Raw genomic sequence first — 25,988 nt, 5'->3', positions numbered from 1 at the left:
TGAGCAATTTTACTCAGGGCAATGAGCGTGGTCAAGCGAGGTCGGCCGTTTCTGCTTCCTGGATCTCCTTGAGCGTGCGGCCGCCGGCATCCTTCCATTCGACGCGGCCATTGGCCGATCGTCCGAGCAGCACCCCTGCGGCGGTCGACGGTGAATTGAACGTGTAGTCCTGCGTCAGCCTGTAGGCGTCGCCCTCGAGTGCGAATACGCCTTGCTCGAGCAGCGACCTTCGGAGTGCCACCATGTAGGCATGACAGGAAGGAACCTCAGTCTTGACCGCGCGGGATCCGGCGCGCACCACGAAGCCCTCGCTGCCATCGACGCCGCGTGCCTCGATCCCCTTCGCCTTGAGGAACAGCTCCCGAGAATACGTGGCGCCTGCTCTGGCCTTCTCGAACAGGTTGATGCCCACGATGGGCAGACACAGCAGTAGGTCTTCAAGGAATCCTTCTGCATCAGCGGCATCCGCCTCGGACAAGGCCGGTCGCTGCGGCACGTTCCCATTGTCAAGCTCCGCGCGCTTCGCTTCTGCCGCAAGCTCGACCAACCGCGCTTCGAGGTACTGGACGTGTGCCTTGTTCAGATTCTGATCCTTGCTTGTGAACACCGCGGCGTGGGTCCAGAAGTCCTTCTGTCGGGCATGCTGATCCAGGCGCGACTGCACGACGTCGCCTTCACCCACATAGACGCGAGGCAACTGCCCGGACTCACCGGGTCCCCAGAGAATGTAGACGCCAGTGCGGCCGAGTTCTGGTCGCTTGCGCGCCCCCGCGTACTGCGCGCGGGGGAACACCAGTCCCTGTCCGGTCCAGTTGGACTTCTCGACGATCCGCAGTCCTTCAGGTTCTCCGGAGGGGATGAAGATGCGGGCGGAGAATCCCTTCGCTGTCGTCATGTTTCGACCCTTTCCAAGAATTCTTCTGCGTCTCGAACTCGAAGCGTGCCGGACACGAGCTTGGGTAGTAACGCATCGCGTAGAGCGCCGAGCATTCGAGCCTCCTGCCGGCACTCATGTGTGCGGTCAATGAGCGGCTTTGTGAGGCGTTCAAAGGCGCCAATAACCGTACGAGGTGGATTGAGTGTGGCGAGTCGCAGGATTGCCTCGGGCTGCATTCGCTGGTGACTCTTGGATGTTCCAGTAACTAGACCTTCCAGCTCTCGGCGAAAGCCGCGCGATCTCATCAGACAGTACGCATACGTGCGGCCGAAGGGCGAGCGAGGCGCGAACACAACGAACTCGGTAGAGCAAACGGCTCGTTCGCTCGGTCCAACCTCCAGGAGCCAGACGCGCTCTATTTCCGGATTGAGCTTCGAGAGCAGGATGGTGCCCGGTGGAACACGGGTCTTCTGACTCTTGATGGCTGCTCCGGGTTCCGTTGCCGACGATTGACCGTGGTCGAAAGCGGGGATGCTGAAATGACGGAAGATGAGGTTGGGGGAATCTGCCGGATTCTCGTTCTCACGAAGACGCTCGACGACATCTCCGAACGTTCCAACCCCCCATCCCTTCGGAATCTCTCCAAGTTCCGAGTCCTCGAAGGAGTCACGGAAGAGGTCGGCGATGTGTTTGGGGAGACCGGGATCGTGGCCTTCGGCCTTCGCGCGGACGGGGTCGAAGTCCACGAACCAGGACTTGAACAGCGCCCGTGCCATCGCCTCCAGCGTCTCGCTTATTCGCCGGTTCAGTTCGATCTTGTCGTCCAGCGTGCCAAGGATGTGGGCGATGGCGCGTTGTTCGTTAAGGTCGGTTCGAACGAAAACGCGGGCTTGATGAAGGTGATTGTGATTCAGTCCTGGAACCGCCGCCTTATCGGAATATGCAGAGAAATCTAAGGCGCGGAGGAAGTAGCTAATGAAACGCGGGTCATTGCCTCTGAAGTCACGTACGTAGAGCGTGGTGTTTTAATGGCCAGAAATCCTGGGGAATGTAGAAGACTTGGCCGAGCGTTCCATATCGGTCAGTGACGACTCCCGGCCCCTTGACCATTGCCTCGTCGTGATAATTGGTTACACCAGAGGACGAGACGATAGGCACCGTGCCGTGCCGACGGGCTTGTTGGGGAAGATCGTAGCCGCGCTTCAGCTCAATTTCTTCGCCGAGTGCACACGCGCCACTCACCCGCCATATCCCAGCTCCTTCAGATTGGCGGCAATCATGGCATCCAGCCTCGCGGCCTCAGCCTGCTGCTCTCGTAGCTGTACGACGAGGCGCTTCATCTTCTCCTCGAATGGCTCCCCGTCGTCCTCCTGCATTTCGCGCCGACATAGCGGCCGGGCGTGAGCACGTAGCCGTGCTTGCGGATCTCCCTCGAGCGTGGCGCTTTTGCAGAAGCCAGGGATGTCCTTGTACTCGCCGGCGTCCTTGTCGCCGCGCCAGGCGTGGGGGCGGTATCGCGAATTCGGAGGATGCGCGAAAGCAGGAAGCCCTTGAGGCAGTGGGCGGTGAGGCAATACGCCCACGTGTACCCGCGGAATCCGTCGCCCGGCCTGATCTAGCCAGCGCGCACACCTCGAGACCAGCGTCCCGTGAAATGACTGAATTTTCGCGTGCACGTGCCCGCCACCGATGCTGCGGACGGGGGACTTGCGATGCCCTTTGAGATGGATCGCAGTAGCGAGAGGTGGGGGGTCAGCGTCCGGTCTGAGCAAAACCGGCTCGAACAGGCTCCACGGAGGTTGGTGCGGGCGCTCGCGTCATAGACCGTGCTCTCTGGTGTCCATGCCAGGGTAGCGGTTCAGGTCGGTGGATGCCTGATTGACTCGACTTGAAAAGTCGATGTGCTGCGAGGTCGAGGTCTCGGGGCGACCGGCGGAGAAAGTCCTCGCCGGTCGGATGCGAACGCGGCGGCGACCCTCGCGACATCACCCACGTCGTGGGCGGCGTGAGCCGACGCCCTCGTCGCGCTTCACCTCGACGACGGTGGGTTTGTGAAGTCGCGGCGGTCTGCGGCTGACGATCGTCCCCTAGCGCCGCGGCCCTTCGCGGCGCCGCCGTTGATGCGGTCGGTGGTCGGCGGGCAGTCGGTGTCGCACCAGTTGGTGTCGTCGGCGTAGATCGCGTCGCCGTCCGAGCCGGCCATGATGCGGTCCGCGCCGCAGGTGCCCTCGATCGAGTCGTAGCCGCGCCGGCCGACGAGGGTGTCGTCGCCCTGGCCGCCGACGATGTAGTCGTCGCCGAGGCTGCCGTTGGTGCTCGCGTTGGCGAAGTAGGGCGGGGGCTCGCGGGAGAAGTACTCGAGCTCGTCGTCGCCCGCGGCACCGACCAGCCTGACCAGCACGTGCGACAGGATGACGTAGACGACGTCGTGGCCGGGACCGGCGTTGATGTCGACCTTCGACAGGTCGGTGAACGTGCACTTGACCTGGTAGCTGGTCCACTGCGGGAGGTAGAGGTCCTCGGGCCGACCCGCCGAGACGTCCTCGGGCTCGGAGATCGCGACGCAGCCGGGCCCGGGAACGATGTCGCCAGCCTCCTCGGCGATGTAGGCGGCGCCCTCGTCGCGCTTCACCTTGAGGGTGATGATGTTGCCGAAGCGACCTCGTTGGGGTTCCCCTTGGTGACGTCGCGCACCTTGAGCGTCTAGCCGGCGACCCAGACGCGCGTCGCGGACGCGTGCGCCGGACCGACCGCGGAGGGCACCAGCAGCGCGCTCGCGGCGAGCGCGGTGAGACGGACGCGGTTCCTCTCGGTCCCTCCTTCGCAGCGCTCGTCGGGTCGCGGCGCGGTGAGCCGCGTGGCGACCGCGGCGCGTCAGGGGTTGCAGTTCTTCGCGATCTTGTCGACGCCGTCCGTGTCGACGCTGTCCTCGCCGTCGCCGCAGTTGATGCGGTCGGTGGTCGGCGGGCAGTCGGTGTCGCACCAGTTGGTGTCGTCGGCGTAGATCGCGTCCCAGCCCGAGCCGGCGTTGATCTTGTCCGAGCCGCAGGTGCCCTCGATGTAGTCGTCGCCGCGCTGGCCGACGATCGTGTCGTCGCCCTGGCCGCCGACCAGGTAGTCGTCGCCGAGGCCGCCGTTGATGTTCGAGGTGGAGAAGTAGGGCGGCGGCTCGCACGAGAAGTACTCGAGGTCGTCGTCGCCGGCGCCGCCGACGATCTTCACCGGCACGTGCGACAGCAGCACGTAGGCGAAGTCGTCACCGGGGCCGGTGTTGATGTCGACCTTCCGGAGGTCGGTGAAGGTGCACTTGACCTGGTAGCTCGTGTACTGCGGCAGGTAGAGGTCCTCGGGACGTCCGGCGGAGATGTCCTCGCCGTCGGTGATCGGGACGCAGCCGGGGCCGGCGACGACCTCGCCCCAGTCGTCGGCGATGTACGCCGCGCGCTCGTCGCGCTTCACCTTGAGGACGATGGCGTTGGTGAAGTCGACCTCGTTGGGGTTGCCCTTGGTGATGTCGCGCACCTTGAGCGTCTTGCCGGCGATCCAGACGCGCGTCACGGCGGCTTCCGCCGGAACCGCCACGGTGAGTGCGAGCAGCGCGCTCGCAGCGAGCACGGTGGTGAGGAAGCGGTGGTTCATCTCGTCCCTCCTTCGCAGCGACTTCACGTCGAGAGAAAGCACGAATGCGAGCGCGCGACAAGCAAAAAAGCAACCGGATCGCTTCGTCCGCGAACGACGCGCGCAATCGCGACGCAATCGCGACCGTGCAGGGGAGGGTGGTGGTCGAAGCGACGCGCCTGGTGGTCGAGCTGGACCGGCCTGGTTCATCTCGACCACCGCTCCGAGCGCGCCGACCGATCGTCCGGCGACACCGGACAGCCGCGCCTGACCAGCCGAAACCGACGAGCCCGATCTGGCCAGCTCGATCGGCCGCGCCCGCTCGCGCGCGCGCGCTCAGCGATCGCGCCAGCGCCCGTTCTCGTGCACGACCTCCGCGAGCGGACGCCGCGGACGCCAGCCGACCTCCTCGAGCATCGGCTGCGAGCGGAACGCGATCGGGTGCCCGACGCAGAGGTAGGCGACCGGCTCCACGCCGTCGGGCAGCGCGAGCTCCTCGCGCAGCACCGCGGGCTCGACGATGCTCACCCAGCCGACGCCGATGCCTTCCGCCCGGGCCGCGAGCCAGAGGTTCTGCACCGCGCAGCAGGCGCTGAAGCGCAGCGCCTCGGGCTGCGAGATCGTGCCGAGCACGGCCTCGTCGCCCGGACGGAGGTCGACCGCGACGCAGACGTTGAGCGGCGCGGTGACGATGCCCTCGAGCTGCAGCGACAGGTACTTCTCGCGCCGCTCGCCGCGGAAGCGCTCGGCCTCGCGCGCGCGGCAGCGGAGAAAGCTCTCGCGGATCCGCGCGCGCTGCTCGCGGTCGCGCACCAGCACGAAGCCCCAGGGCTGCGAGAAGCCGACGCTCGGCGCGTGGTGCGCGGCATCGAGGATGCGCTCGAGCACCTCCGGGTCGACGTCGCGCTCGGGGGCGAAGTGACGCACGTCGCGCCGCGTGCGGATCACCTCGTAGACCGCGCGACGAACGTCTTCGGCGAGCGCGAACGGCTCCTGCGGGACGAGCAGCTCGTCAGGAGCGCGCACCGCCGCCACCGCTCGACTGGGCGCGGCCGCGCTCCTGCACCTTGGCGCGCCGCGCGGCGATCGCCTCGGGCGTCACGCGGCTCGCGTGCGCGCGCGACGCCTCGGCCTCGATGCGCATGCCGTCCGCGAAGGTCACGGCGTAGCCCTCGTCGATCACCCGCTTGTAGGCGCGCAGCAGCTCGGGGTCGCACGACAGCATGTCGCGCGCGAGCGCCTGGCAGGTCGGCAGCAGCTCCTCGGGCGCGACGACGCGGTTCACGAGCCCCCACGCCTCGGCCTGCTGCGCGGAGAGGTAGTTGCCGGTCAGCGACAGCTCCTTCGCGCGGTAGATGCCGATCGTGCGCGACAGCTTCTGGCTCAAGCCCCACCCGGGCATGATGCCGACGCGCGCGTGCGTGTCGGCGAAGCGCGCCTCGGTCGACGCGATCAGCACGTCGCAGGCGAGCGCGAGCTCGAAGCCGCCGGTGATGGCGAAGCCGTTGATCGCGCCGATGATCGGCTGCTCGAGGCGGGCCATCGTCTTGACCAGCTCGCCGCCCGAGATCGCGGCCTCGGTCTCGTTGGCCGCGGTGTCGCCGGCCTCGCCGCCGAGCTCTTTCAGGTCGAGACCTGCGCAGAAGGCGCGCCCGGCGCCGGTCAGGATGACGACGCGCGTCTCCGGATCCGTCGCGAGCTCGCCGAACGTCTGGATCAGCGCGCGGCGCAGCGCGCGCGACAGCGCGTTCATCGCCTGCGGACGGTTCAGCGTCAGGGTGGCGATGCCGTCCGCCTTCTCGACCTTGAGGACCTGCTCTTCCATGCCCCTGCACTGACGCGCCGCATGCCGGTTTGCAACTCGACCTCTCGCAGAAGGGGCCGCCCCCTTTATCCCCGCCGACGACTTCGGCTATGGTCCGCGGCTATGGCTTTCAGCTTCTCGGACGTTCCCTTCGACATGGGCTCGCAGATCGAGGCCCGGGGTCTGCACCCCGAGCTCGGCCCGCGCCCCTTTCTCCACCACGGCGCGAAGACCTGGACCTACCGGCGCTACCGCGACGAGTCCGTGCGCATGGCGCACTTCCTCTTGCGGCGCCTCGGCTACATCGAGGAGGGCAGGCCGGGCAACGTCGCGATGCTGCTCGAGAACCACCTCGAGCTGCTGAGCCTGTACGGCGGCTGCGCGTACGCCGGGCTGAAGCTCTTCGGCGTCAACACGGGTCTGCGCGGCGAGACGCTCGCGGGCGTCATCAACCAGTCGCGCTCGCGCATCCTGATCGTCGACCAGCGCCTGCAGGACGAGGTGATGCGCATCATCTCCGACCTCGAGACCGTGCCGCGCGAGAACGTGCTCTTCCTGCGCAGCTACCAGGATCAGGAGGTCGCGGGCCCCGATCTGATGGAGTGCGTGACCAACGAGATCGGGCCGGTCGAGAAGGAGCTCGAGCGTCCGGACGTCAAGGTCGACCCGAACGAGCCGCTGATGGTGATCTACACCTCGGGCACGACCGGGCTGCCGAAGGGCATCCTCAACAACCACATGAAGCTCCTGCTGATCGGCATGGCCGTGTCGTCGAACCTCGGGCTCACCGAGAACGACATCGGCTACGCCTGCATGCCGCTGTTCCACTCGAACGCGATGTTCCTGGGCTTCCAGCCCGCGTTCCACGTCGGCGGCCAGCTCGCGCTGCGCGAGCGCTTCAGCGCGTCGAGCTTCCTGCCGGACGTCTTCCGGCACGGCGTGACCTACTGGAACTACGTCGGCGAGCCCGTGCACTACGTGCTCGGCGCGATCTCGCGCGAGTACGGCGGCGACGAGGAGCGCATCCTGCGCGAGGTCACGAACAACCCGAAGAACAAGCTCAAGTACGCGGTCGGCAACGGCGCCGCGGCACCGGACATCGAAAAGTTCACCAAGTGGCTCGGGCTCGAGGACATGTTCGAGCTCTACGGCTCGACCGAGGCCGCGATCAGCACCTTCCGCCGCAAGGGCGACCCGCGCGGCTCGGTCGGCGAGATCACCGATCCGGCCGTCAAGATCCTCAACGAGAAGGGCGAGGAGTGCCCGCCGGCGATCCTCGACGCGGACGGCAAGATCACGAACTACGCGGAAGCCGTGGGCGAGATCTGCCGCTGCGCGCCCGACACCGGCCTCTTCCAGGGCTACTACGACAACCCGCAGGCCAACAGCTCGAAGTACCGCGACGGCGTCTACCACTCGGGCGACCTCGGCCACATCCTGATCCGCGACGGCAAGCGCTACCTGTTCTTCGACGGCCGCACGGACGACTGGATCCGCAAGGACGGCGAGAACTTCTCGGCGCTGCAGGTCGCGCGCCTGATCCAGGAGCACGACGACATCGTGCTCGCGGCGGCCTACGGCGTGCCGTGCTCGGTGTCGGACGAGCTGGTGATGGTGGCGCTCAAGCTGCGCGAGGGCGCGACCTTCGATCCGCAGAGCTTCTTCGACTTCTGCGAGGCGCAGGTCACGGGCGGCGGCATGGACCGCAAGTGGTTCCCGGACTTCGTCCGCATCGTCGACGAGTTCGAGTACACGCAGACCGAGAAGATCTTGGTGCGCAACCTGAAGAAGGTGCACTTCGATCTGAACCGGCTCGGCGACGACGCGCGCATCTACTGGCGGCGCCGCGGCGACACCACGTTCCATCCGTTCACGCGGAGCGCGTACGAGGAGCTGCGTCGCGAGTTCGCCGAGCGCGAGAAGCTCGATCTGCTCGATCGCTAGCTGCGGAGCGGGCGCTCGACCGTCGATTCCTCGTCGAGGCGCCGCCGGTGCGCGGCGAGGAGGTCGCTTCGGGTCACGATGCCGACCACGGCGTGCGGGCGCTCGCGCTCGACCACCGGCAGGCGGCCGACGTTCTCGCGCAGCATGTGGTCGGCGGCCTCGCGCAGCGAGTTGTCGGGGTGGACGACCGCGGGCGGGCGCTTGACGAGCTCGCGGATGCGGCGCGTGGCGTCGGCGCGCGCGTCGTCGCCGTCGAACAGGTCGCGGCGCGTCAGCACGCCGATCAGGCGTCCGTCGGCGGCCGTGACCGGGAAGCCCTGGTGGGTGGTCGGCGGCGTGTGCGAGCGTAGCCAGTGCTTGACGTCGGCGACCGTGGCGTCGGCATCGAGCGTCACCACCGGGTTGCTCGCGACGTCGCGCACCAGCACCTGATCGAGGAAGTCGGCGGCGTACTCGCCGAGCACGCGCGCGCCGCGCCGCACGATCTTCTCGGTCATGATCGAGTTGCGCAGCAGCAGGCACGAGACGAGGTAGGCCGAGCTGCAGCCGGCGAGGAGCGGCAGGAGCCCCATCGGCTGCTGCGTGGTCTCGAACGCGAACACCACCGACGCGAGCACCGCGCGCGAAGCGCCCGCGAAGATCGCCGCCATCCCGACCAGCGCGCCGATCCGCGGGTCGATCGCCGCGTCGGGAAGCATTGCTTGCGCGGACGCGCCGAGCAGGGCGCCGAGCGCGCCGCCGACGGTGAAGAGCGGCGCCAGCGTGCCGCCCGAGGTGCCGCTGCCGAGCGCGATCGCCCACGACGCGAGCTTCGCGACGCACAGCACGAGCAGCGGCGCGCCGAGGATGCGTCCCGACAGGATGTCGTCGATGTTGTCGTAGCCGACGCCGAGCGTGCGCGGCACGAGGTAGCCCGCGACGCCGACCGCGACCGCGCCGAGCGCCGGCCACCACATCCAGTGGATCGGCAGGCGGGCGAAGCCGTCCTCGATCGCGTACACGAGCCGCGTCACCGCGACCGCCGCGAAGCCGATCACGAGCCCGAGCCCGGCGTAGACGGCGAGGGCGAGGTCGGTCGGCCGCGCGAGCTCCGGCATCGCGAACGCCGGCTCGGCGCCGACCAGCGCGAGGCGCACGCCGGTCGCGGCGACGCTCGCGAGCGCGACCGGAATCAGCGAGCGCGGCCGGTACTCGAAGAGCAGCAGCTCGACCGCGAGCAGCACCGCCGACACCGGGCTGCCGAAGGTCGCCGCCATGCCGCCAGCGGCGCCCGCGGCGAGCAGCGTCTTGCGCTCGTGCGCGGTGATGTGCAGCACCTGGCCGACGAGCGAGCCGAGCGCGCCGCCGGTCGCGATGATCGGCCCCTCGGCGCCGAACGGTCCGCCCGTGCCGATCGCGATCGCGGCCGACAGAGGCTTCAAGAACGTCACCCGCGGCGCGATGCGGCTGCGGTTGAAGAGCACCTGCTCCATCGCCTCGGGGATGCCGTGGCCGCGGATCGCGTGCGAGCCGTAGCGCGCGAGCAGCCCGACGACGAGCCCGCCGACGACCGGCACGAGCACCACCGCCAGGCCGAGGTGATTGTCCGCCGGCGACGCCGGCGCGACGCTCAGGCGTCCGAAGAACGCGGCGTTGGTGAAGAGCGCGATCAGCGCGGTCAGGAGCTGCGCGACGAAGCCCGCCGCGCAGCCGACCGCGAGCGCGCACGCGCTGACGTACAGGATGCGCGGCGTGACGAGCGTCGTCGCGCGCGGTGCTGCGAGCTCGAGCGAGGGCGAGACCGGCAGCGCGCCCGACGTGGTGCCGGCTGGCGCGGGCTGCAGCTCGCTCACGTCGACCGCTTCCGCGCCCGGGCCCGCGCGCGGCGGGCGCCGTCCTCGAAGAACATCTCCGCGGCGCCGTCCGCGATGCCCATCTCGCGTACCAGCGCCTCGAGGCCGCGGCCGAGCGCCTCGCGCTCGCGCGCCGGCATGCGCTCGAGCGCCGCGACGACGCGCGCCTGCGCCGGCTCGGCGGGCACGCGGCGCACGAGCGCGCGGCCGCGCGGCGTGAGCGCGATCTCGGCGCGCCGGCGGTCGTCCTGCGCGCGCCGGCGCACGACGAGCCCGGCCTCCGCGAGCCGCGTCACCACCACCGACACCGAGCTCTGGTCCGTGAACGTCCGCTCCGCGAGCTCGTTCACCGACATCTCTCCCTCGTGCGCGAGGACGTGCAGCACGAAGAGCTGCGCCGCGCTCACGCCGTGCTTGCGCTCGGCGACGCGCGCGGTGAGGCGCAGCTCGCGGACGATGCGGCGCAGCGCCTCGAGGATCGTCCGCGTGTCGCGCCCGTCGCCCGTGCGCGCGCTCTTGCGGGGCGCCGGCAATTGCATGGTATCCAATACGACTTAGGGAAGCCGTTTGGCGCGCGCAAGGGACGCTTCGGGTTGCCACGGCTGCGGCGTCCTGCTCTGGTCGCGCGAGGAGGGTCCCATGTCGGCGCACTACCACGATCCCGAAGACATCAAGCGGCTGCGCGAGATGAAGCAGCTCGCGCCCGCCGAGTACGAAGCGTGGCTCGGCCTCGAGCGCATCGTCGGGCGCGAGGACGGCGCGATCCCGCGCAAGTACCGCGAGCTGATCGCGATCGCGGTCGCGCTCACGACGCAGTGTCCGTACTGCATCGAGGCGCACGCGCGCGCCGCGAAGAAGGCGGGCGCGACGCGAGAGGAGATCACCGAGGCGACCTTCATCGCATCCGCGCTGCGCGCCGGCGCCGCGGCGACGCACGGCACGATGGCGCTCAAGCTGTTCGACGCCGCGTAGAAATCGGAGGCTCGGGCGGGCCGCCGGCGCTCCTCCCGGAGGGGGGTGGCGCGCTCGGCGGCCGTCAGCCCGGCGCGCGATGCGTCCGCGCGCCTGTCCGCCCGCGGTCGGGTTCAATCCGCGGCCGTCAGCTCGGCGGCGGCAGGTCGAGCAGCTTCGCGAGCCCCTGCGTGCAGGTGTTGTTGCGCTCGAAGTCGTCGGGCGTCGGCAGGTTCGCCGCGCGCACCAGCGCGGCGATGCGGATCATGATGATCGCGAAGCGGCAGGCCGCGAAGACCTCGTAGTAGTGCAGGTCGCGCACCTTGCGCCCCATCAGCTCCTCGTAGCGCGCGATCGTCTCCTCGCGCGTCGGGAAGCCTGCGAGGCGCGGCACGCCGATGCCGTCCGAGTGGTGCCAGTCGAGGAACAGCCACCAGCCGAGGTCCTGCTCGGGGTTGCCGAGCGATACCATCTCCCAGTCGAGCACCGCGACGCAGCGGTTCTGGTCGAAGATCATGTTGCCGATGCGCGCGTCGCCCCAGCACAGCGCGACCGGCTCGTCCTTCGGCTGGTTGGCGACGAGCCACTCGAGCGCCGGCTCGACCGTCGGCTGCGGACGCCCCTCCGCCGCCCACTCGAAGAATTTTTGGTAGTACGCGAGCTGCTGGGCGAGCGGCGTCGCGCCGCGCTCGGGGTGGTCGAGAAAGCCGAAGCCGAGCGCCTTCCAGTCGAGCTTGTGGACGCGCGCGAGCTTGTCGAGCCCGTCCCACCACAGCGCGGCGCGGCCCTCGGGCGTCATGTCCACGCACGGGCCCGAGACGTGGTACGGCGGATGGTCCGGCGGCACGATGCCCTCGATGCGGTCCATGACGTAGAAGCTCGCGCCGAGCACGTCGGGCGCCTCCTCGAACCAGCGCAGGTTCGGCACCGGAACGTCGGTCGGCGCGAGCCGCTGCATGACGTCGTACTGCAGGCGCAGGTCGTACTCGGGAAAGACCTGCGCCTGCGGCCGCACGCGGATCACGAGCGGCTCCGTGCGACGCTCGCCGCCTTGCGCGTACGCGAGGTCGCAGAGCAGCGTCTCGTTCGAGAAGCCCATGCCGGGCGAGAGCAGGTTCTCCACCGCGACGTCGCGGGCGTCGGGCAGCTTGCCCGCGAAGTACTCGGTGAGCCGTGTGCGCGCGAGGTCGAGGTCCCGTTGATCGCCGATCGCCATCCTGCCGTCCTCCGCGGCCGACCTCGCTATCACATCGGCGGCGCGCGAGGCGACCGCAGCAGACCTGCTTGCCGCGAGATCGCCGACGCGACATGGTGCCGCGCGTGGCGACCTTCATCGACGTCGCGGGGGCGCGCAAGCGCGAGGGCTTGCGCCTGGTGCTGACCGCCGGCGTGCCCGGCCCGTGGAGCGAGGCCGCGAAGGGCATCTTCTACGTCAAGCGCCTGCCGGTGACCTACGTGCGCCAGGAGCTCGGCGGCGCGAACGAGGAGCTGCGCGAGTGGACCGGCCAGACGAGCGCGCCGGTCGCGGTGTGGAACGACGAGCGGCCGCGGACGACGTCGCTCGAGATCCTGTTCCTCGCCGAGCGCCTCGCGCCCGAGCCGCCGCTGATCCCGCGCGACCCCGAGCTGCGCGCGCAGATGTTCGGGCTGTGCCACGAGCTGATCGGCGAGCAGGGCTTCGGCTGGAGCCGGCGGCTGATGCTGCTGCACCCGATCCTCGCGGGCGCGGGCGACGCTGCACCCGAGGGCATGCGGCGCATGGCGGCGAAGTACGGCTACTCGCCGGAGGCGGCGGCCGCCGCTCCGGCGCGCGCCGCGGAGGTGCTGCGCCTGCTCGCAAGCCAGCTCGCGCGCCAGCGCGCGGCGGGGAGCCGCTTCCTGATCGGCGACCATCTCACGGCGCTCGACATCTACTGGGCGACCTTCGCCGTGCTGGTGGCGCCGCTGCCGGAAGAGCTCTGCCCGATGCCGGCCGCGATCCGCGCGGTCTACGCGATCGACGACGAGGTCGTGCGTCCCGCGCTCGACCCCTCGCTGCTCGAGCACCGCGACTTCGTCTACCGGGAGTACCTCGAGCTGCCGGTCGACTGCCTCGACGACGCCGCGCGCGAGCGCGCCTGACGCGCACCGCGCGGCGCGGCCTTGCGCGGCGCAGCGGCGCTCGCGACAACGCTGCGATGGCTTCGAAACCCGCGCCCGCAGACGACCTCGTCGCGTACGCCGCCGCGTCGCGCGCGAGCTACGAGAAGCACCTGCGCGAGCTGGTCGAGATCCCGAGCGTCTCGGTCGACCCCGCGCGCAAGAAGGACGTGCGCCGCGCCGCCGAGCGCGCGGCCGCGCTCGTGCGCTGGGCGGGCGGCGAGGCGCGGCTGATCGAGACCGGCGGCCACCCGCTCGTGCACGGTCGCCTCGGCAAGGACCCGCGCCTGCCGACGGTCACGATCTACAACCACATCGACGTCCAGCCCGCCGACGAGCCCGAGTGGCGCACCGATCCGTTCCGGCTGAAGATTGACGGCGAGCGCTACGTCGCGCGCGGCACCACCGACGACAAGGGACCGGCGCTCGCAGCGCTCTACGGCGCGCGCTGGGCGCGCGAGCACGACGTGCGGGTGAACGTCGCATTCCTCTGGGAGCTCGAGGAGGAGATCGGCTCGCCGCACTTCGCGGCGACGCTGCGCAAGCACCGCGCGGTGCTCGCCACCGACTCGGTGATCGTCAGCGACACGGTGTGGGTGTCGCGCACGCGCCCCGCGTGCCCCGCCGGTCTGCGCGGCCTGCAGGGCTTCCGGCTGTCGCTGCGCACCGGCGAGACCGATCAGCACTCGGGCACGACCGGCGGCGCCGCGCGCAACCCGGTCGCCGAGATCGCGGAGGTCGTGGCGTCGATGCTCGACGCGAAGACTGGCCGCGTCAAGATCAAAGGATTCTACGACGACGTCGAAAAGCCGACGCGGGCGGAGCTCGAGGACCTCCGGCGCTGCGGCTTCAGCGTCGCCGCGTTCAAGAAGGACCACCTGTTCCGCTCGATTCGCACGAGCGACGCGCTCGACGCGATGAAGCGCCTCTGGCTCATGCCGACGCTCGAGGTGCACGGCATCGCGGGCGGCTACCAGGGACCGGGCGTCAAGACCATCGTGCCGCCGGCGGCGACGGCCATCATCTCCTGCCGCCTCGTGCCCAACATGCGGCCCGAGAAGATCGTGCGGCTCGTGCGCGAGCACGTCCGTCGCGTGAACCCCGACGTGCGCGTCGAGCCGGAGCACGCGCTGCCGGCGTACAAGGGACGCACGACCGGTCCGTACGCCGACGCGGTGCGCGCGGCGATGAAGGCCGCGTTCGGACGCGAGCCGGTGTTCGTGCGCGAGGGCGGCTCGATCGGCGCCGTGCTCGCGATGGAGCAGATCCTGCGCGCGCCGGTCTACTTCCTCGGGCTGTCGCTGCCCGAGCACGGCTACCACGCGCCGAACGAGAACTTCGACTGGCGTCAAGCATCGGGTGGGATCGTCGCCTTCGGGCGCTACTTCGAGAGGATCGCGGCGCTCGGGCGCGGCGTCCGTCCGTAGCGGCGGCGGTCGTCGGAACCCGCCGCCGGCGTCCGTCGCGACGTCGCGTCGGTCAGCGCTACAGCTCGACCTCGCGCCCGAGCAGGATGACGCGCTCGGGCGGGATTCCGAGCGCGCTCGTCATCGGCGGCGTCAAGCGCGCGAGCAGCGCGAAGAGCTGCTTGCGCCAGCGCGCCATGCGCGACGGACCGGTCGCGAGCAGGCGGTCGGCGGAGACGAAGAAGTCCGTGCTCGCGACGTCGAGCAAGAGCCCGTGGGTCGCGCAGCACGCGGCGATCGTCGCGATGTGCGGCCTTTCCATGAAGCCGAAGAACGCGAGCACGCGGTAGACGCCCTCGCCGAGGTCGAGCACGATGGTGCGATTCTCGTCGCGCACGCGCGGCTGCTGCGCGCTGCCGGTCGACAGCAGCACGACCCGCTCGTGCAGCACGTGATTGACGGCGAGGTTGCGCTCGAGGATGGCGGGAATGCTGCCGGTGTTGCTCGTCCAGTACACGACGGTGCCGGGCACGCGGCGCGGCGGCTGCTCGCGCAGCTCCTGCACGAAGCGCTCGACCGGCGTGCCCTGACGAATCAGCACGGACGCGAGCTCGCTGCGGCCGCGCTTCCAGGTGGTCATGACGGTGTAGGCCGCGAGCGCGATCGCGATCGGCACCCAGCCGCCCGACGCGATCTTGTCGAGGTTCGCGATCAGGAAGGCGAGGTCGACGACGAGGAAGGCGCCGGTCACCGCGGCCGCGGCGGGCAGCGGCCAGCCCCAGTGACGACGCGCCACCTGGTAGAAGAGGACGCTGGTGATCGTCATCGTGCCGGTCACGGCGATGCCGTACGCGTCGGCGAGCGCGTCCGAGCTGCGGAAGCTCAGCACCAGCAGGATGCACAGCGCCATCAGGCCGTAGTTCACGTGCGGCATGTAGATCTGGCCGCGCTCGACGTCCGAGGTGTGGATGATCGGAAAGCGCGGCGCGTAGCCCAGCACGACGGCCTGCTGCGTGAGCGAGAAGGCGCCCGTGATCAGCGCCTGCGAGGCGATGATGGTCGCGAGCGTCGCGAGCCCGACGAGCGGGTAGAGCCCCCACTCTGGCGCGAGGTCGAAGAACGGATGCCGGCTCGCGACGCCGCCCTCGAGCAGCAGCACGCCCTGCCCGAAGTAATTGAGCACGAGCGCCGGGAAGACCACCGCGTACCACGCGGTGCGGATCGGGCGCGCGCCGAAGTGGCCGAGGTCCGCGTACAGCGCCTCGCAGCCGGTGACGACGAGCACGATCGAGCCGAGCACGAAGACCGCGTCCGCGACGTGCGAGGTGAGGACCGCGAGCCCGTAGCGCGGATCGAGGGCGTGCAGCACCGACGGGTGACCGGGCTGCTCGAGCAGGATCGCGCGCGCGCCGAGCACGCCGATGACGACGAACCAGACGAGCATCGTCGGCCCGAACACGGCCGCGACGCGCCCGGTGCCGTGCTTCTGCACGAGGAAGAGCGCCGCGAGCACGAGGACCGTGAGCGGCACGACGACCGGCCGGAACGCCGTGGTCGCGACCTCGAGGCCTTCCATCGCCGACAGCACCGAGATCGCCGGCGTGATGACGCCGTCGCCATAGAGCAGCGCCGCGCCGAAGATGCCGAGCGCCGCGAGAACGTGCGCGCCGCGGCGCGGGCTCGCGTCGTCGGTCGGAGCGTGGTGCGACGTCGCGAGCGCGAGCAACGCCAAGATGCCGCCCTCGCCCTGGTTGTCCGCGCGCAGCAGCACGGTGAGATACTTGACGGCGACCACGAGGACCAGCGCCCAGAAGACCAGCGACAGGACGCCGAGGACGTTCTCGGGCGTCTGCGGCACCGCGCGCGGTCCGATGAAGCACTGGCGCAGCGCGTAGAGCGGCGACGTGCCGATGTCGCCGTACACCACGCCGAGCGCGCCGAGCGCGACGAGCGGTAGCGCCTGCGCGCGCTGTCCCGGCCGCACCGTCCGCTCGGCCGCGCTGCGGTCGTACGGACGCGGCTCCCGCGGCGTGGCGTGCGCCACGCCGCTCGCCGTCCCACGATCGCCCATCAAGCCGTTTGTCGGCGCAACGGCCGCGGAAGTCCAATTCTCCGCCCGCCGTGGCGCCGCGCGGGGCTCACTCGCGCCGCTCGCGCCGGTGACGCCGGCTCAGCGCGTGCTCGCGGAGCGCGTCGCGGCGGGCTTCGCCGGCAGCTTGGCCTCCGCGGCGGCCGACGGTCGCGCCGACGGCTTCGCGGCTGCGGCGGGTGACGGTTTCGCGGGCGCCGCCGACGCAGGCGCGGCCTCCGGCGCCGGACAGCCCTGCGTGCGCTGCACCACGCCCGCGACCGGCACCGTCTCGCCCTGGAAGCGGCCGTGCAGCGCGTCGACGCCGCACTGCGGGCGCGCGAGCGGCGTCAGCTCCTCGCGCTGCTTGCGCTTCTGGTCGGTGCTGACGCCGAGCCGCTCGTCGCGCCCCGCGACGAGACCGGGCTGCGCCTCGCCGTCGCGGTTGAACGACCACGCGAGCTGTGCCGGACCGAGCGGCAGCGGGTCGCCCGCATCACCCGGCGCGCCCGTCGACCAGACGTGCCACGTCTTTCCGTAGCTGTTCATCTTGTCCTTCATCAGCGCGCGCTCGGCGGCGTCGGGGATGCCGGGTGCGACGAGCTGGCCCGAGAGGATCTCGTAGTCGTGCGGATGCCAGTAGCGGCGCTCTTCGACGGGCAGCGTCTCGAACAGCTTCTCGGAGATGATGTACTCGATGCCGTTCATGCGCGCGTCGGCGCCGTTGCCGTCGAACAGCACGCACTGCGCGAAGTCCTGGTTCACCTGGTGGCAGTAGTGGTGCGCCTCCATCTGGTGCGCCGGATCGTCCTTCATCGGGTGGAAGCCCACCAGGTACACGTCGAGCCCGTCGAGCGGCTCGTTGCCCTGCAGCAGCGCGGCACCCGCTTCCAGCATCTTGGTGCGCGCCGTCTTGTCGGCGCCGGGCGGCGTCTGCGCTTTCGGATCGGCGGCCTGCGCGCCGAGCAGGTAGCCTGCGAGCGCGACGGGTCCCAGCAGCAACAGCGCGATCGTGCGCGCGACGCGCGTGGTGGGGCTCGGCAGCTTCATCGACACCTCCGCTCGGGCGGGGCCGGCCCAGCCCCAAGCCTAGTCGCGAGCCGCGGTGGGGAGAAGCCCTCGCGCGCCGATCAGACGCGCGGTCCGGTGAACACCGGGGCGAAGCCGCCACCCGCGGTGCGGAAGTTCGTCGTCTGGCCCTGGTAGAGGCGCGCGGCGACGAGCTGCACGCGGCCGTCGTAGACGTAGTTGCGCAGATCGAGCTTCAGTGGACGCTCGACGCCGTCGAGCTCGATCGTGCGCTCGCTCGGCGGCACGATGCGCTGCGCGACGTACGGCCGCTCGAGGACCGTTTGCCACGCCGTGCGCGTCAGCTTGTCGCCGCGATACGCCGCCTTGCCGCCGTAGCCGTCGACCGGCTTGAAGAACCGGCCGCGACGCTCGCGCCACCACTCTTCGGCACGCGCGGGATCGACCAGCACCGTGCGCGGCACGGCGGCTTCGAGCGTGCGCACGGTCGCGTCGTCGACGCCGAGCGCGCGCAGACGCTCGGGATCGGAGAGCAGCGTCAGGTTGCGCTTGTCGGCGTAGATCGCGTGCGCGCGCGGGTGCGGCGTGATCACCGCATCGTCCGCGAGGTAGGCGTCGCGCAGGGCCGCGTTGCGCGGCGCCGACAGCGCGAAGTCGGTGAGCCGGTTGTAGACCAGGTCGATGCGGGTCGCGCCGTGCCACAGGGCGCCGTCCGCGTGGCGCAGCTCGCCCGGATCGATCACGACCGCGTGCAGGCCGCCGCGCGCGAAGAGCTGACGGAAGAGCAGGAACTCCGGGTGCAGGTACTGCGCGGTCGGCTCCTCGTCGACGATCGCGACGCTCGTGAGCGGCTGCTCGCCGCGCGCGAGACGCCACTCCTCGCGGAAGGTGCGCAGCACCTCGTCGTCGAGCTGGGTGAGCCCGGGCGTGACGCTCTCGAGCACGCTCGACAGCAACGGCTCGACCTCGTCGCAGCACGCCTTCTGCGCGGCCCCCAGCGCCGCGTTGAGCAGCGCGCCGCCGGCGTTGGTGTTGATCTCGATGAGCTGCGGTCCGCTCGGGCCGAGGTGAAAGTCGTAGCCGAGGAAGACGCCGCGCGGCTTCGCCGGGACGCGCGCGATCTCGGGCGCCCAGCCGAGCACGACCTCGCGCACGGCGGGCGTCGCGAGCGTGCGCTCGACGGCGGCGATCACCTCGCGCATGCGCTCGACGTGCTCGCGCGACACGAACACCGGCAAGCTCGCGAAGAGGTGCGGCTGGTTCTCACGGATCGAGCGATAGAGCCCGACGGTGTCCGGACCGGACTCGAGGCACGCCGCAAGCGCGTCGGGGTCGACGGTGATGCAGCGACAGCTACGGTTGAGCTGTTCGGCGGCTTCGTTGGCGCCGCTCACGACGCCTTCGCCTCCTCGGCGACGGCCTCCTCGCCGCGCAGCTGCGGGAACGTCAGCAGGAAGCGGCTGCCCTCGCCGAGCTCGCTGTGCACCGACACGTCGCCGCCGATCATCTCGATCATGCGCTTGACGATGAAGAGGCCGAGGCCGAAGCCGTCCTCGGCGTCGCGGCCGGCGGCGCGGTAGAAGCGGTCGAAGAGCCGCGGCAGCGCCTCGGGCGAGATGCCCGGTCCCTCGTCGCGCACCTCGATCTGGTGCCGCGCGGTCGGGGCGTCCCAGCGGACGCTCACCGCGATCGGCGCGCCGCGCGCGTACTTGAGCGCGTTGCCCACGAGGTTGCGCAGCACCGAGTGCAGCTTCTTGCGATCGGTCACGAGCTCGGGCGTGCCGGGCGCGACCGTCCACGTCACCGGCGCGCCGTGCTCGAGCACGACCGGGTCGAGCTCGCGGCGGAGCTCGTCGATCAGCGCGTCCGCGGTGAACGTGGTGACCTCGTTCCTGACCGCGCCGTCGCCGCCGTCGGCGCGCAGCATCCCGGCGATCATCTCCTCGACGTGCAGCGCGTTCGCTTCGATCCGCTGCAGCGCCTCGAACAGCTCGCCGCGCGACAGGCCGGACCCTTCTTCCGCCTCCTCCTGAAGGATGCTCGCGTAGCCGAGGATCGCGTTCAGCGGCGAGCGGATGTCGTGCGCGAACGCGGCGAGGAACTCTTCCTGGATCTTCGCGAGACGAGCGTGGCGAGCGATGTAGCGCTCGCGCGCACGCGCGGTCGCCGACGCGAGCGCGCACAGACCCGCGACGGCGAGGCTGCCGGCAAGCCGCGTCGTGAGGACGAACACCGTGTCCTTCGTGCCCAGCGTGTGGATCGCGTGGTCGTAGAGCAGCGCCGTCGCGACCAGCGCCGCGACCGCTCCGCCGCGGAAGCCGAGCCCGTAGCCCGCGAGCGCGACCGGGAACGCGTAGGTGAAGACGAGCCACAGGTGCTCGTCGATCTCCTCCTGCACGAGCATGGTCACGAGCATGAGGAGCGCGACCAGGACGCCGACCTTCACCGGGTTCGTGCGCAGCCAGCGCTCGATGCGCTCGATGTGCTGCACCAGCGAGCGCGCGCGCCGTGGGCTGTCGTTGGCGTTGCTCACGTCGTGGATGGCTCTCCCGGCCGTCCGCCCCACGGCGGCAGGAGCGGTCACGGACGTGCTTCGGGGATGCGACGCAGCATCATGGTCTGCGTCGCGAACGCCAGCAAGCGGCCCTGGTCGTCCCAGATCTCGGCGCTCGCGGTCGCGTAGCCGGCGCGCGCGCGACGGACGTGCACGTAGTTCAAGACCCACTCGGAGGTCGTGTCCTCGAGGAAGTGCACGGTGAGATCCAGGCTCGGCGCGAAGAACGGCGGATGGTTGGGCCCGAGCTTCTGCTTGAGCGCGGGCGGCATGGTGTCGGCGATCGGCGGCAGCGCGAACGGATCGAGCCGCCCGTCGGGCAGGCGCTGCGGGATCCGGTAGCGGAACCAGCGCGCGATCCGCGCCGGACCGGGCTGCCAGTCGCCGCCCATCCACCACGGGTGGCCGAGCGCGAGCCGCGTCTCGAGGTTGCGGAAGAAGGTGGGCCGGAGCTGGCGCTCGATGCCGTCGGGGTCCTCGTCCATCGACACCGCCTGGTCCGGCGGCGGCACGGCGGGCGGCTCGGTGTCGATGACGTCGACGCCCGCGCGGTCGCGGCCGAAGGTCGCGCTCACCTCGAGACCCGGACCCGGCATCGTGGTCGACGACAGCTGCGCGCGCACCTGCGCCGCCGCCCCGCCGTGGCGCAGCACCTCGACCCGCACCTCGAGCGGACCGGCGGGCACCGGCGAGCAGAAGTGCGTGTTCGCCGAGATCGGCCGCAGCTCGGGATCGCCGAGCTCCTCCTGCATGGCGCGCATCGCGACCGTCATCAGCACGCCACCGGACGGCGTGCGGAAGTTCCACGCGTCGGGCAGGTTGGCGGTGTACCAGCCAGGCGCGACGCGCAGACGCGTGACGGCGGTATCCGTGGCGAGGTCGTTGGGCGGCATGCGTTGCGTCAGCGCGGCGCGAGCGCGCGCAGCATCTGCTCCGTGATCTCGAAGGGCGCGCCGGTCGGCAGGTTGACCAGCGCCATGCCCATCCCGTTCTCGCGCCACTCGGCGAGCTTGTCGCGGCAGTACTCCGGCGAGCCGCAGATCGCGATCGCGTCGATCAGCTCGTCGCTGACGGCGGCGGCCGCCTCCTTGCGCTTGCCCTCGTTGTAGAGGTTGCGCACGAGGTTCGCGTTCTCCTCGAAGCCGTAGCGGCAGAAGAGCGCGTGGTAGTAGACGCCCATGCCGCCGATGTAGAACGACACGGTCGGCTTGATCATCGAGCGCGCCATCGCGCGATCCTCGAGCGGCACGACGGCGACGAACGGCGCGACGTCGAGCTCCTTCGCATCGCGTCCCGCGCGCCGCGCGCCTTCCTCGAGCAGCGCGATGCCGTCCTTCAGGTGCCGGTACGGCCAGAAGGTCGGCACCCAGCCGTCGGCGATCGCGCCGACCTCGCGGATCGCCTTCTCCTGCAGCGACGCGACGTAGACCGGGATGCGCGGACGCAGCGGCGTCATCTCGAGCTTGAAGTGCCGCGCCTCGAAGAGCGTGCTCATCTCGGGCGTCAAGCGCTCGCCGCGCCACAGCGCCTGCGCGATGCGGATCGTCTCCTTGAGGCGCGTGAGCGGCTTCTCGTACTTCACGCCGTGGAAGTTCTCGACGACGTTCTTGCCGCTCGTGCCGAGCCCGAGGATCGCACGGCCCTCGGAGATCTCGTCGAGGGTCGCGGCGCTCATCGCGAGGAGACCCGCCGAGCGGCTGAACACGTTGGCGATGCCGGTCGCGAGCTTGAGCTGGCGCGTGGCGAGCGCGATCTCGGTCAGGAGCTGAAACTGCTCGTAGGACCACGCCTCCGGGATCCAGATCGAGTGGTAGCCGAGCTCGTCGGCAAGCCGTGCCGCTCGCAGCACCTCCTTGCGGTTGTAGCCCTTCCAGAACGGAACGATGCCGATGCGCTCAGCCATGCTTCTCGTGCCTCCTGATGGCGCGAGCGACCGCGCCCGCGCGTCCGCGGCATGATGCAATGCGGAGGCCGAGGACGCCAGTTTGCGCTCCGCGCGGCGTGCGCGCCGCTCGGGATCCTCGCCGAGGCCTGTTGCACGGCGCCCGAAGCCGCGTCATGGACGAACACGACGAGGGACGACGAGGCCACCGACGATGGATTACTTCGCGGAGTATCGACGCAAGCTGACCACGCCCGAGGATGCCGTCGCGAGCATCCCGCCGCGCGGCGCGATCGGGCTCGGCATCGCGGTCGCGCAGCCGCCCGCGCTGCTGCGGGCGCTCGGCGCACGCGCCCGTGCCGGCGACGTCGAGGACCTCGCGGTCTACTACACCTACGCGCTCGAGCCGCTCGCCGAGAGCTTGCTCGTGCCCGAGCTGCTCGGCGTGATCCGCCCGCGCCCGACCTACCTCGTCGCGTACGACCGCAAGCTGATCGAAGCTTCGGGAAGCTTCGCGAGCGTCGACTACGTGCCGGCGAACCTGCACCAGCTCCCGCGGCTCTTCGAGGAGAGCATCCCGCTCGACGCGTTCCTGGTCTCCGTCTCGCCGATGGACCGCTTCGGCTACATGAGCCTCGGCACGTGCATCGCGTACTCGCCGGCGGCGGCGCGCAGCGCCAAGCGGCTGATCGTCGAGGTCAACGAGCGCATGCCGCGCACGCTCGGCGACACCATGCTGCACGTCTCCGAGGTCGACGCGATCGTCGAGCACACCGCACCGCTGACGTCGTTCCCGTCACGCCCGCTGAGCGACGTCGACCGCAAGATCGGCGAGCAGATCGCCGCGATGATCGAGGACGGCGCGACGCTCCAGCTCGGCGTCGGCGGCGTGCCCGACGCCGTCACCGAGTGCCTGAGCGATCGCAAGGAGCTGGGCATCCACACGGAGCTCTTCACGCCGGGCATGATGCGGCTCATCCAGAAGGGTGTCGTGACCGGGACGCGCAAGCGGACGTTCCGTCGCAAGCATCTCTTCACGCTCGCGATCGGCGACGAGGAGTTCTACGCCTTCATGCACGACAACCCGGGGCTCGAAGGTCAGCCCTGCAACGTGACCAACGATCCGGCGAACATCGCCGCGAACGACAACGTGGTCTCGATCAACAGCATCCTCGAGGTCGACCTGTACGGGCAGGTGAACGCCGAGTTCCTCGATCACCACGAGTTCAGCGGCATCGGCGGGCAGCACGACTTCGTGCGCGGCGCCTACCGCTCACGCGGCGGCAAGTCGTTCCTCGCCTTCCACTCGACCGCGCACGACGGCACGGTATCGCGCGTCGTGCCGCAGCTCGAGGGCGTGGTCAGCGACCCGCGCATGGACGTGCACCATCTCGTCACGGAGCACGGTGTGGTGAACCTGAAGGGACGCTCGACGCGCGAGCGCGCCGAGCTGATCATCTCGATCGCCGACCCGAAGTTCCGCGACGATCTCGAGCGCGAGGCGAAGAAGCGTCAGCTGCTGTAGCGCGCGTCGCGCACACTTCGCGGCGCGCGGGCGCGGCACACTCCGGCGGCGAGCGGGCTGCGGACGCACGCAGCCCCTGGCGAGCTGCAGACGCAGCCCCGTGCCCTGGGTCAGCGAGCGGGACGCGGCAGCCGGCCGCTCCGCCGGCCCGCTCGCTTCACCTCGCCGCGGGGGAGGGCCGCGCGCGGCGAGGCGCATCGCTCGGTCAGGCCGGAGCGGGTTCCTCGAACGAGACGGCGCCGGAGCGAACCACGCCGACCAGCGTCCGACAGCGCTGGCGGGTCCCGTCGGCGCCGCGATCGCGCAGCACCACGTGCGCGACGCCGTTGCCGAAGCGTCCGAGCGCGAGGCGGGCACGACGGGCGGCGCGCTCGCGCAGTTCGTCGATCGTCGTCCTTCGAGCGGCTCGATGCATGTCCGTTACCTCTCTCCGGACGGGCGAACGCCGTCCGCCGACGAGCCTAGGCAGGTTCCGCGATGTGAGCAAATAGATTATCCTCGCGTGATCGATCGGGAAAACCTATGAGACGAAACGCGTCGGAGTGGCTCAACTACCACCACCTGATGTACTTCTGGATGGTGGCGCGCGAGGGCAGCGTGACGCGCGCCAGCTCGGAGCTGGGGCTCGCGCAGCCGACGATCAGCACGCAGATCCGGCAGCTCGAGGAGGATCTCGGCGAGAAGCTCTTCGTGCGCACCGGACGCAACCTCGTGCTCACCGACGTCGGGCGCGAGGTCTACCGCTATGCGGACGAGATCTTCGCGCTCGGCCGCGAGCTGCTCGACGCGGTGCGCAACCGCTCGGGCGACCGGCCGCTGAAGCTCTCGGTCGGGGTCGCGGACGTGCTGCCGAAGCTCGTCGTCTACCGCTTGCTCGAGCCGGCGCGACGCCTGCCGCAGGGCGTGCACATCGTCTGCCGCGAGGACAAGCCCGAGCCGCTGCTCACCGACCTCGCGCTGCAGAAGCTCGACCTGGTGCTCGCCGACGCGCCGGTCGGGTCGACGTCGAGCGTGCGCGTCTTCCACCACCTGCTCGGCGAGTGCGGCGTCACGTTCGTCGCCGCGCCGGCGCTCGCGGCGCGCTACCGCCGACGCTTCCCGGCGTCGCTCGACGGCGCGCCGATGCTGCTGCCGGCGGAGGGCAGCGTGCGACGCCGCTCGCTCGACCAGTGGTTCGCGACGCAGCGCATCCGGCCGCGGGTGGTGAGCGAGTTCGAGGATGACGCGCTGCTCAAGGCGTTCGGACAAGCCGGCGCCGGCATCTTCCCGACGCCGTCGGTGATCGAGGCGCAGGTGCGACGTCAGTACGGCGTGAGCCTCGTCGGCCGCACCGAGGAGGTGCGCGAGCGCTTCTACGCGGTGTCGCACGAGCGCCGGCTCAAGCACCCGGCGGTGCTCGCGGTGTGCGAGGCGGCGCGCGGCGGACTGTTCGGCTGACGCGCGCGACGTCCTCGCCGGCGCGTGCCGGGCAGCTCCGCGGACGCGCGAATCGTCGTGGCCGGCGCGCGGCTGTGGTACGACCTCGCCATGCTGACCCAAGCGGAGATCGACGCCCACCTGCAGCGCATCGCGAAGGACGGCTACACCATCGTCGAGAACGCGATCGAGCCGGACCTCGTCGACGCGCTCGCCGCCGACCTCGTGCGGCTCGAGAAGGAGCTCGGCATCGAGCCCGCGAACAACGACTTCGAGGGCTCGAAGACCTGGCGCATCTACAACCTGCTCGTGCACGGCAAGCTGTGGGAGCGCGTGCCGGTGCACGAGAACGTGCTGCCGATCGTCGAGGGCGTGCTCGACCCGGGCTGTCTCGTGTCGTCGCTGTCGTCGATCGCGATCGGTCCGGGCGAGAAGGCGCAGCCGATCCACGCCGACGATCAGCTCATGCCGCTGCCGAAGCCGCACGTCGCGACGGTGTGCAACAGCATGTGGGCGCTCACCGACTTCACCGAGGAGAACGGCGCGACGCGCGTCATCCCGGGCTCGCACCTGTTCGACCGCTCGCCGACCTACGGCAAGCACTACGACAGCATCCCCGCCGAGATGAAGAAGGGCAGCGTGCTGATCTGGCACGGCAGCCTGTGGCACGGCGGCGGCGCGAACCGCACCAACGAGCGCCGCGTCGGCATCGCGATGAACTACTGCGCGGGCTGGATCCGCCAGCAGGAGAACCAGCAGCTCGGCATCCCGCGCGAGATCGCGCGCGGCTTCTCGCCGCGGCTGCGCGAGCTCGTCGGCTACGGCGTCTACCGCATGCTGATCGGCCACATCGACAAGCGCACCCCGGCGGAGGTGCTGCTCGGCGACGCGCCGTCGGGCTCGATGGTGTGGGACGCCGCGCGCACGTGAAGCGGCTCCGGGG

At 70.3% G+C, this 25,988-nt stretch carries 23 protein-coding genes and 1 pseudogene; 7 read left to right on the top strand and 17 right to left on the bottom strand.

Going from position 1 to position 25,988, the window contains the following annotated elements; all coding sequences use genetic code 11:
* Nucleotides 1-31 precede the first annotated feature (31 nt).
* The 7 genes and pseudogenes from VIS07_11485 to VIS07_11455 form a co-directional block, all read right to left on the bottom strand.
* On the bottom strand, nucleotides 32-895 hold the full coding sequence (locus VIS07_11485) for a GIY-YIG nuclease family protein (GenBank protein HEY8516126.1): 864 nt from the start codon (nucleotides 893-895) through the stop codon (nucleotides 32-34).
* Nucleotides 892-1,653, bottom strand: a complete 762-nt coding sequence (locus VIS07_11480) for a hypothetical protein (GenBank protein ID HEY8516125.1) — start codon at nucleotides 1,651-1,653, stop codon at nucleotides 892-894. Before VIS07_11480 ends, VIS07_11485 begins: the two co-directional genes overlap by 4 nt.
* Before the next feature lie 462 nt (nucleotides 1,654-2,115).
* Nucleotides 2,116-2,382: pseudogene (locus tag VIS07_11475) on the bottom strand (N-6 DNA methylase).
* A 524-nt stretch (nucleotides 2,383-2,906) separates the two neighbouring features.
* Nucleotides 2,907-3,509 (bottom strand): hypothetical protein, encoded by a 603-nt coding sequence (locus tag VIS07_11470; GenBank protein ID HEY8516124.1) that lies wholly within the window; start codon nucleotides 3,507-3,509, stop codon nucleotides 2,907-2,909.
* A gap of 242 nt (nucleotides 3,510-3,751) precedes the next feature.
* A complete protein-coding gene (locus VIS07_11465) occupies nucleotides 3,752-4,516 on the bottom strand; it encodes a hypothetical protein (GenBank protein ID HEY8516123.1) in 765 nt (254 codons plus the stop codon).
* Nucleotides 4,517-4,831: 315 nt separating this feature from the next.
* Nucleotides 4,832-5,521 (bottom strand): 5,6-dimethylbenzimidazole synthase, encoded by a 690-nt coding sequence (bluB, locus tag VIS07_11460; protein ID HEY8516122.1) that lies wholly within the window; start codon nucleotides 5,519-5,521, stop codon nucleotides 4,832-4,834.
* A complete protein-coding gene (locus tag VIS07_11455) occupies nucleotides 5,508-6,320 on the bottom strand; it encodes an enoyl-CoA hydratase (protein HEY8516121.1) in 813 nt (270 codons plus the stop codon). Before VIS07_11455 ends, bluB begins: the two co-directional genes overlap by 14 nt.
* Before the next feature lie 102 nt (nucleotides 6,321-6,422).
* Here VIS07_11455 and VIS07_11450 point away from each other — a divergent pair, with 102 nt between their 5' ends.
* Nucleotides 6,423-8,243 carry an AMP-binding protein gene (locus tag VIS07_11450; protein ID HEY8516120.1) on the top strand — a complete coding sequence of 607 codons (1,821 nt, stop codon included), beginning with the start codon at nucleotides 6,423-6,425 and terminating at the stop codon, nucleotides 8,241-8,243.
* On the opposite strand, the gene VIS07_11445 is transcribed toward VIS07_11450, so the two are convergent.
* Together VIS07_11445 and VIS07_11440 are read right to left on the bottom strand one after the other, a co-directional pair.
* Nucleotides 8,240-10,075, bottom strand: a complete 1,836-nt coding sequence (locus VIS07_11445; GenBank protein HEY8516119.1) for a chloride channel protein — start codon at nucleotides 10,073-10,075, stop codon at nucleotides 8,240-8,242. The genes VIS07_11450 and VIS07_11445 overlap by 4 nt on opposite strands.
* On the bottom strand, nucleotides 10,072-10,614 hold the full coding sequence (locus VIS07_11440) for a MarR family transcriptional regulator (GenBank protein HEY8516118.1): 543 nt from the start codon (nucleotides 10,612-10,614) through the stop codon (nucleotides 10,072-10,074). Before VIS07_11440 ends, VIS07_11445 begins: the two co-directional genes overlap by 4 nt.
* Nucleotides 10,615-10,714: 100 nt before the next feature.
* Between VIS07_11440 and VIS07_11435 the strand changes: the two genes are divergently transcribed.
* Nucleotides 10,715-11,047: a carboxymuconolactone decarboxylase family protein gene (locus VIS07_11435; GenBank protein HEY8516117.1), complete on the top strand. Its 333-nt coding sequence runs from the start codon at nucleotides 10,715-10,717 to the stop codon at nucleotides 11,045-11,047.
* A gap of 127 nt (nucleotides 11,048-11,174) precedes the next feature.
* Here VIS07_11435 and VIS07_11430 read toward each other — a convergent pair whose 3' ends face one another.
* Nucleotides 11,175-12,242 (bottom strand): phosphotransferase family protein, encoded by a 1,068-nt coding sequence (locus VIS07_11430; protein ID HEY8516116.1) that lies wholly within the window; start codon nucleotides 12,240-12,242, stop codon nucleotides 11,175-11,177.
* A gap of 104 nt (nucleotides 12,243-12,346) precedes the next feature.
* Here VIS07_11430 and VIS07_11425 point away from each other — a divergent pair, with 104 nt between their 5' ends.
* Nucleotides 12,347-13,147: a hypothetical protein gene (locus VIS07_11425; GenBank protein HEY8516115.1), complete on the top strand. Its 801-nt coding sequence runs from the start codon at nucleotides 12,347-12,349 to the stop codon at nucleotides 13,145-13,147.
* A gap of 56 nt (nucleotides 13,148-13,203) precedes the next feature.
* The gene (locus VIS07_11420) at nucleotides 13,204-14,592 is read left to right on the top strand and encodes a M20/M25/M40 family metallo-hydrolase (protein ID HEY8516114.1); all 1,389 of its coding nucleotides are present in this window, start codon (nucleotides 13,204-13,206) and stop codon (nucleotides 14,590-14,592) included.
* A 58-nt stretch (nucleotides 14,593-14,650) separates the two neighbouring features.
* Here the strand turns inward: VIS07_11420 and VIS07_11415 are convergent, their stop codons facing one another.
* From VIS07_11415 to VIS07_11390, 6 genes are all read right to left on the bottom strand, one after another.
* Nucleotides 14,651-16,642 carry a potassium transporter Kup gene (locus VIS07_11415; protein ID HEY8516113.1) on the bottom strand — a complete coding sequence of 664 codons (1,992 nt, stop codon included), beginning with the start codon at nucleotides 16,640-16,642 and terminating at the stop codon, nucleotides 14,651-14,653.
* A 99-nt stretch (nucleotides 16,643-16,741) separates the two neighbouring features.
* The gene (locus VIS07_11410) at nucleotides 16,742-17,689 is read right to left on the bottom strand and encodes an OBAP family protein (protein ID HEY8516112.1); all 948 of its coding nucleotides are present in this window, start codon (nucleotides 17,687-17,689) and stop codon (nucleotides 16,742-16,744) included.
* Between the two features lie 80 nt (nucleotides 17,690-17,769).
* Nucleotides 17,770-19,062 (bottom strand): hypothetical protein, encoded by a 1,293-nt coding sequence (locus VIS07_11405; GenBank protein HEY8516111.1) that lies wholly within the window; start codon nucleotides 19,060-19,062, stop codon nucleotides 17,770-17,772.
* A complete protein-coding gene (locus VIS07_11400; GenBank protein HEY8516110.1) occupies nucleotides 19,059-20,201 on the bottom strand; it encodes a HAMP domain-containing sensor histidine kinase in 1,143 nt (380 codons plus the stop codon). Before VIS07_11400 ends, VIS07_11405 begins: the two co-directional genes overlap by 4 nt.
* A gap of 47 nt (nucleotides 20,202-20,248) precedes the next feature.
* Nucleotides 20,249-21,115 carry a thioesterase family protein gene (locus VIS07_11395; GenBank protein ID HEY8516109.1) on the bottom strand — a complete coding sequence of 289 codons (867 nt, stop codon included), beginning with the start codon at nucleotides 21,113-21,115 and terminating at the stop codon, nucleotides 20,249-20,251.
* Between the two features lie 8 nt (nucleotides 21,116-21,123).
* On the bottom strand, nucleotides 21,124-22,125 hold the full coding sequence (locus VIS07_11390) for an LLM class flavin-dependent oxidoreductase (protein ID HEY8516108.1): 1,002 nt from the start codon (nucleotides 22,123-22,125) through the stop codon (nucleotides 21,124-21,126).
* A 193-nt stretch (nucleotides 22,126-22,318) separates the two neighbouring features.
* Between VIS07_11390 and VIS07_11385 the strand changes: the two genes are divergently transcribed.
* Nucleotides 22,319-23,629 (top strand): acetyl-CoA hydrolase/transferase C-terminal domain-containing protein, encoded by a 1,311-nt coding sequence (locus VIS07_11385; protein ID HEY8516107.1) that lies wholly within the window; start codon nucleotides 22,319-22,321, stop codon nucleotides 23,627-23,629.
* Between the two features lie 205 nt (nucleotides 23,630-23,834).
* Here the strand turns inward: VIS07_11385 and VIS07_11380 are convergent, their stop codons facing one another.
* On the bottom strand, nucleotides 23,835-24,044 hold the full coding sequence (locus VIS07_11380) for a hypothetical protein (GenBank protein ID HEY8516106.1): 210 nt from the start codon (nucleotides 24,042-24,044) through the stop codon (nucleotides 23,835-23,837).
* Nucleotides 24,045-24,151: 107 nt separating this feature from the next.
* Between VIS07_11380 and nhaR the strand changes: the two genes are divergently transcribed.
* Both nhaR and VIS07_11370 read left to right on the top strand, forming a co-directional pair.
* On the top strand, nucleotides 24,152-25,066 hold the full coding sequence (nhaR, locus tag VIS07_11375) for a transcriptional activator NhaR (protein HEY8516105.1): 915 nt from the start codon (nucleotides 24,152-24,154) through the stop codon (nucleotides 25,064-25,066).
* Between the two features lie 90 nt (nucleotides 25,067-25,156).
* Nucleotides 25,157-25,975 carry a phytanoyl-CoA dioxygenase family protein gene (locus tag VIS07_11370; protein HEY8516104.1) on the top strand — a complete coding sequence of 273 codons (819 nt, stop codon included), beginning with the start codon at nucleotides 25,157-25,159 and terminating at the stop codon, nucleotides 25,973-25,975.
* The last annotated feature ends 13 nt before the right edge of the window (nucleotides 25,976-25,988 follow it).

The sequence above is a fragment of the Candidatus Binatia bacterium genome, from assembly GCA_036563615.1.
Lineage (GTDB): Bacteria > Desulfobacterota > Binatia > UBA12015 > UBA12015 > DATCMB01.
Note: the sequence above shows the minus strand (reverse complement) of the source record. Positions and strands in the feature narration are given on the sequence as shown.

Bases quoted from the DNA above. Each gene is read 5' to 3' on its own strand.
- VIS07_11485 (HEY8516126.1), bottom strand. From the start codon at position 895: ATGACGACAGCGAAGGGATTCTCCGCCCGCATCTTCATCCCCTCCGGA.
- VIS07_11480 (HEY8516125.1), bottom strand. From the start codon at position 1,653: ATGGCACGGGCGCTGTTCAAGTCCTGGTTCGTGGACTTCGACCCCGTC.
- VIS07_11465 (HEY8516123.1), bottom strand. From the start codon at position 4,516: ATGAACCACCGCTTCCTCACCACCGTGCTCGCTGCGAGCGCGCTGCTC.
- VIS07_11455 (HEY8516121.1), bottom strand. From the start codon at position 6,320: ATGGAAGAGCAGGTCCTCAAGGTCGAGAAGGCGGACGGCATCGCCACC.
- VIS07_11450 (HEY8516120.1), top strand. From the start codon at position 6,423: ATGGCTTTCAGCTTCTCGGACGTTCCCTTCGACATGGGCTCGCAGATC.
- VIS07_11440 (HEY8516118.1), bottom strand. From the start codon at position 10,614: ATGCAATTGCCGGCGCCCCGCAAGAGCGCGCGCACGGGCGACGGGCGC.
- VIS07_11435 (HEY8516117.1), top strand. From the start codon at position 10,715: ATGTCGGCGCACTACCACGATCCCGAAGACATCAAGCGGCTGCGCGAG.
- VIS07_11430 (HEY8516116.1), bottom strand. From the start codon at position 12,242: ATGGCGATCGGCGATCAACGGGACCTCGACCTCGCGCGCACACGGCTC.
- VIS07_11420 (HEY8516114.1), top strand. From the start codon at position 13,204: ATGGCTTCGAAACCCGCGCCCGCAGACGACCTCGTCGCGTACGCCGCC.
- VIS07_11415 (HEY8516113.1), bottom strand. From the start codon at position 16,642: ATGGGCGATCGTGGGACGGCGAGCGGCGTGGCGCACGCCACGCCGCGG.
- VIS07_11410 (HEY8516112.1), bottom strand. From the start codon at position 17,689: ATGAAGCTGCCGAGCCCCACCACGCGCGTCGCGCGCACGATCGCGCTG.
- VIS07_11395 (HEY8516109.1), bottom strand. From the start codon at position 21,115: ATGCCGCCCAACGACCTCGCCACGGATACCGCCGTCACGCGTCTGCGC.
- VIS07_11390 (HEY8516108.1), bottom strand. From the start codon at position 22,125: ATGGCTGAGCGCATCGGCATCGTTCCGTTCTGGAAGGGCTACAACCGC.
- VIS07_11385 (HEY8516107.1), top strand. From the start codon at position 22,319: ATGGATTACTTCGCGGAGTATCGACGCAAGCTGACCACGCCCGAGGAT.
- VIS07_11380 (HEY8516106.1), bottom strand. From the start codon at position 24,044: ATGCATCGAGCCGCTCGAAGGACGACGATCGACGAACTGCGCGAGCGC.
- nhaR (HEY8516105.1), top strand. From the start codon at position 24,152: ATGAGACGAAACGCGTCGGAGTGGCTCAACTACCACCACCTGATGTAC.
- VIS07_11370 (HEY8516104.1), top strand. From the start codon at position 25,157: ATGCTGACCCAAGCGGAGATCGACGCCCACCTGCAGCGCATCGCGAAG.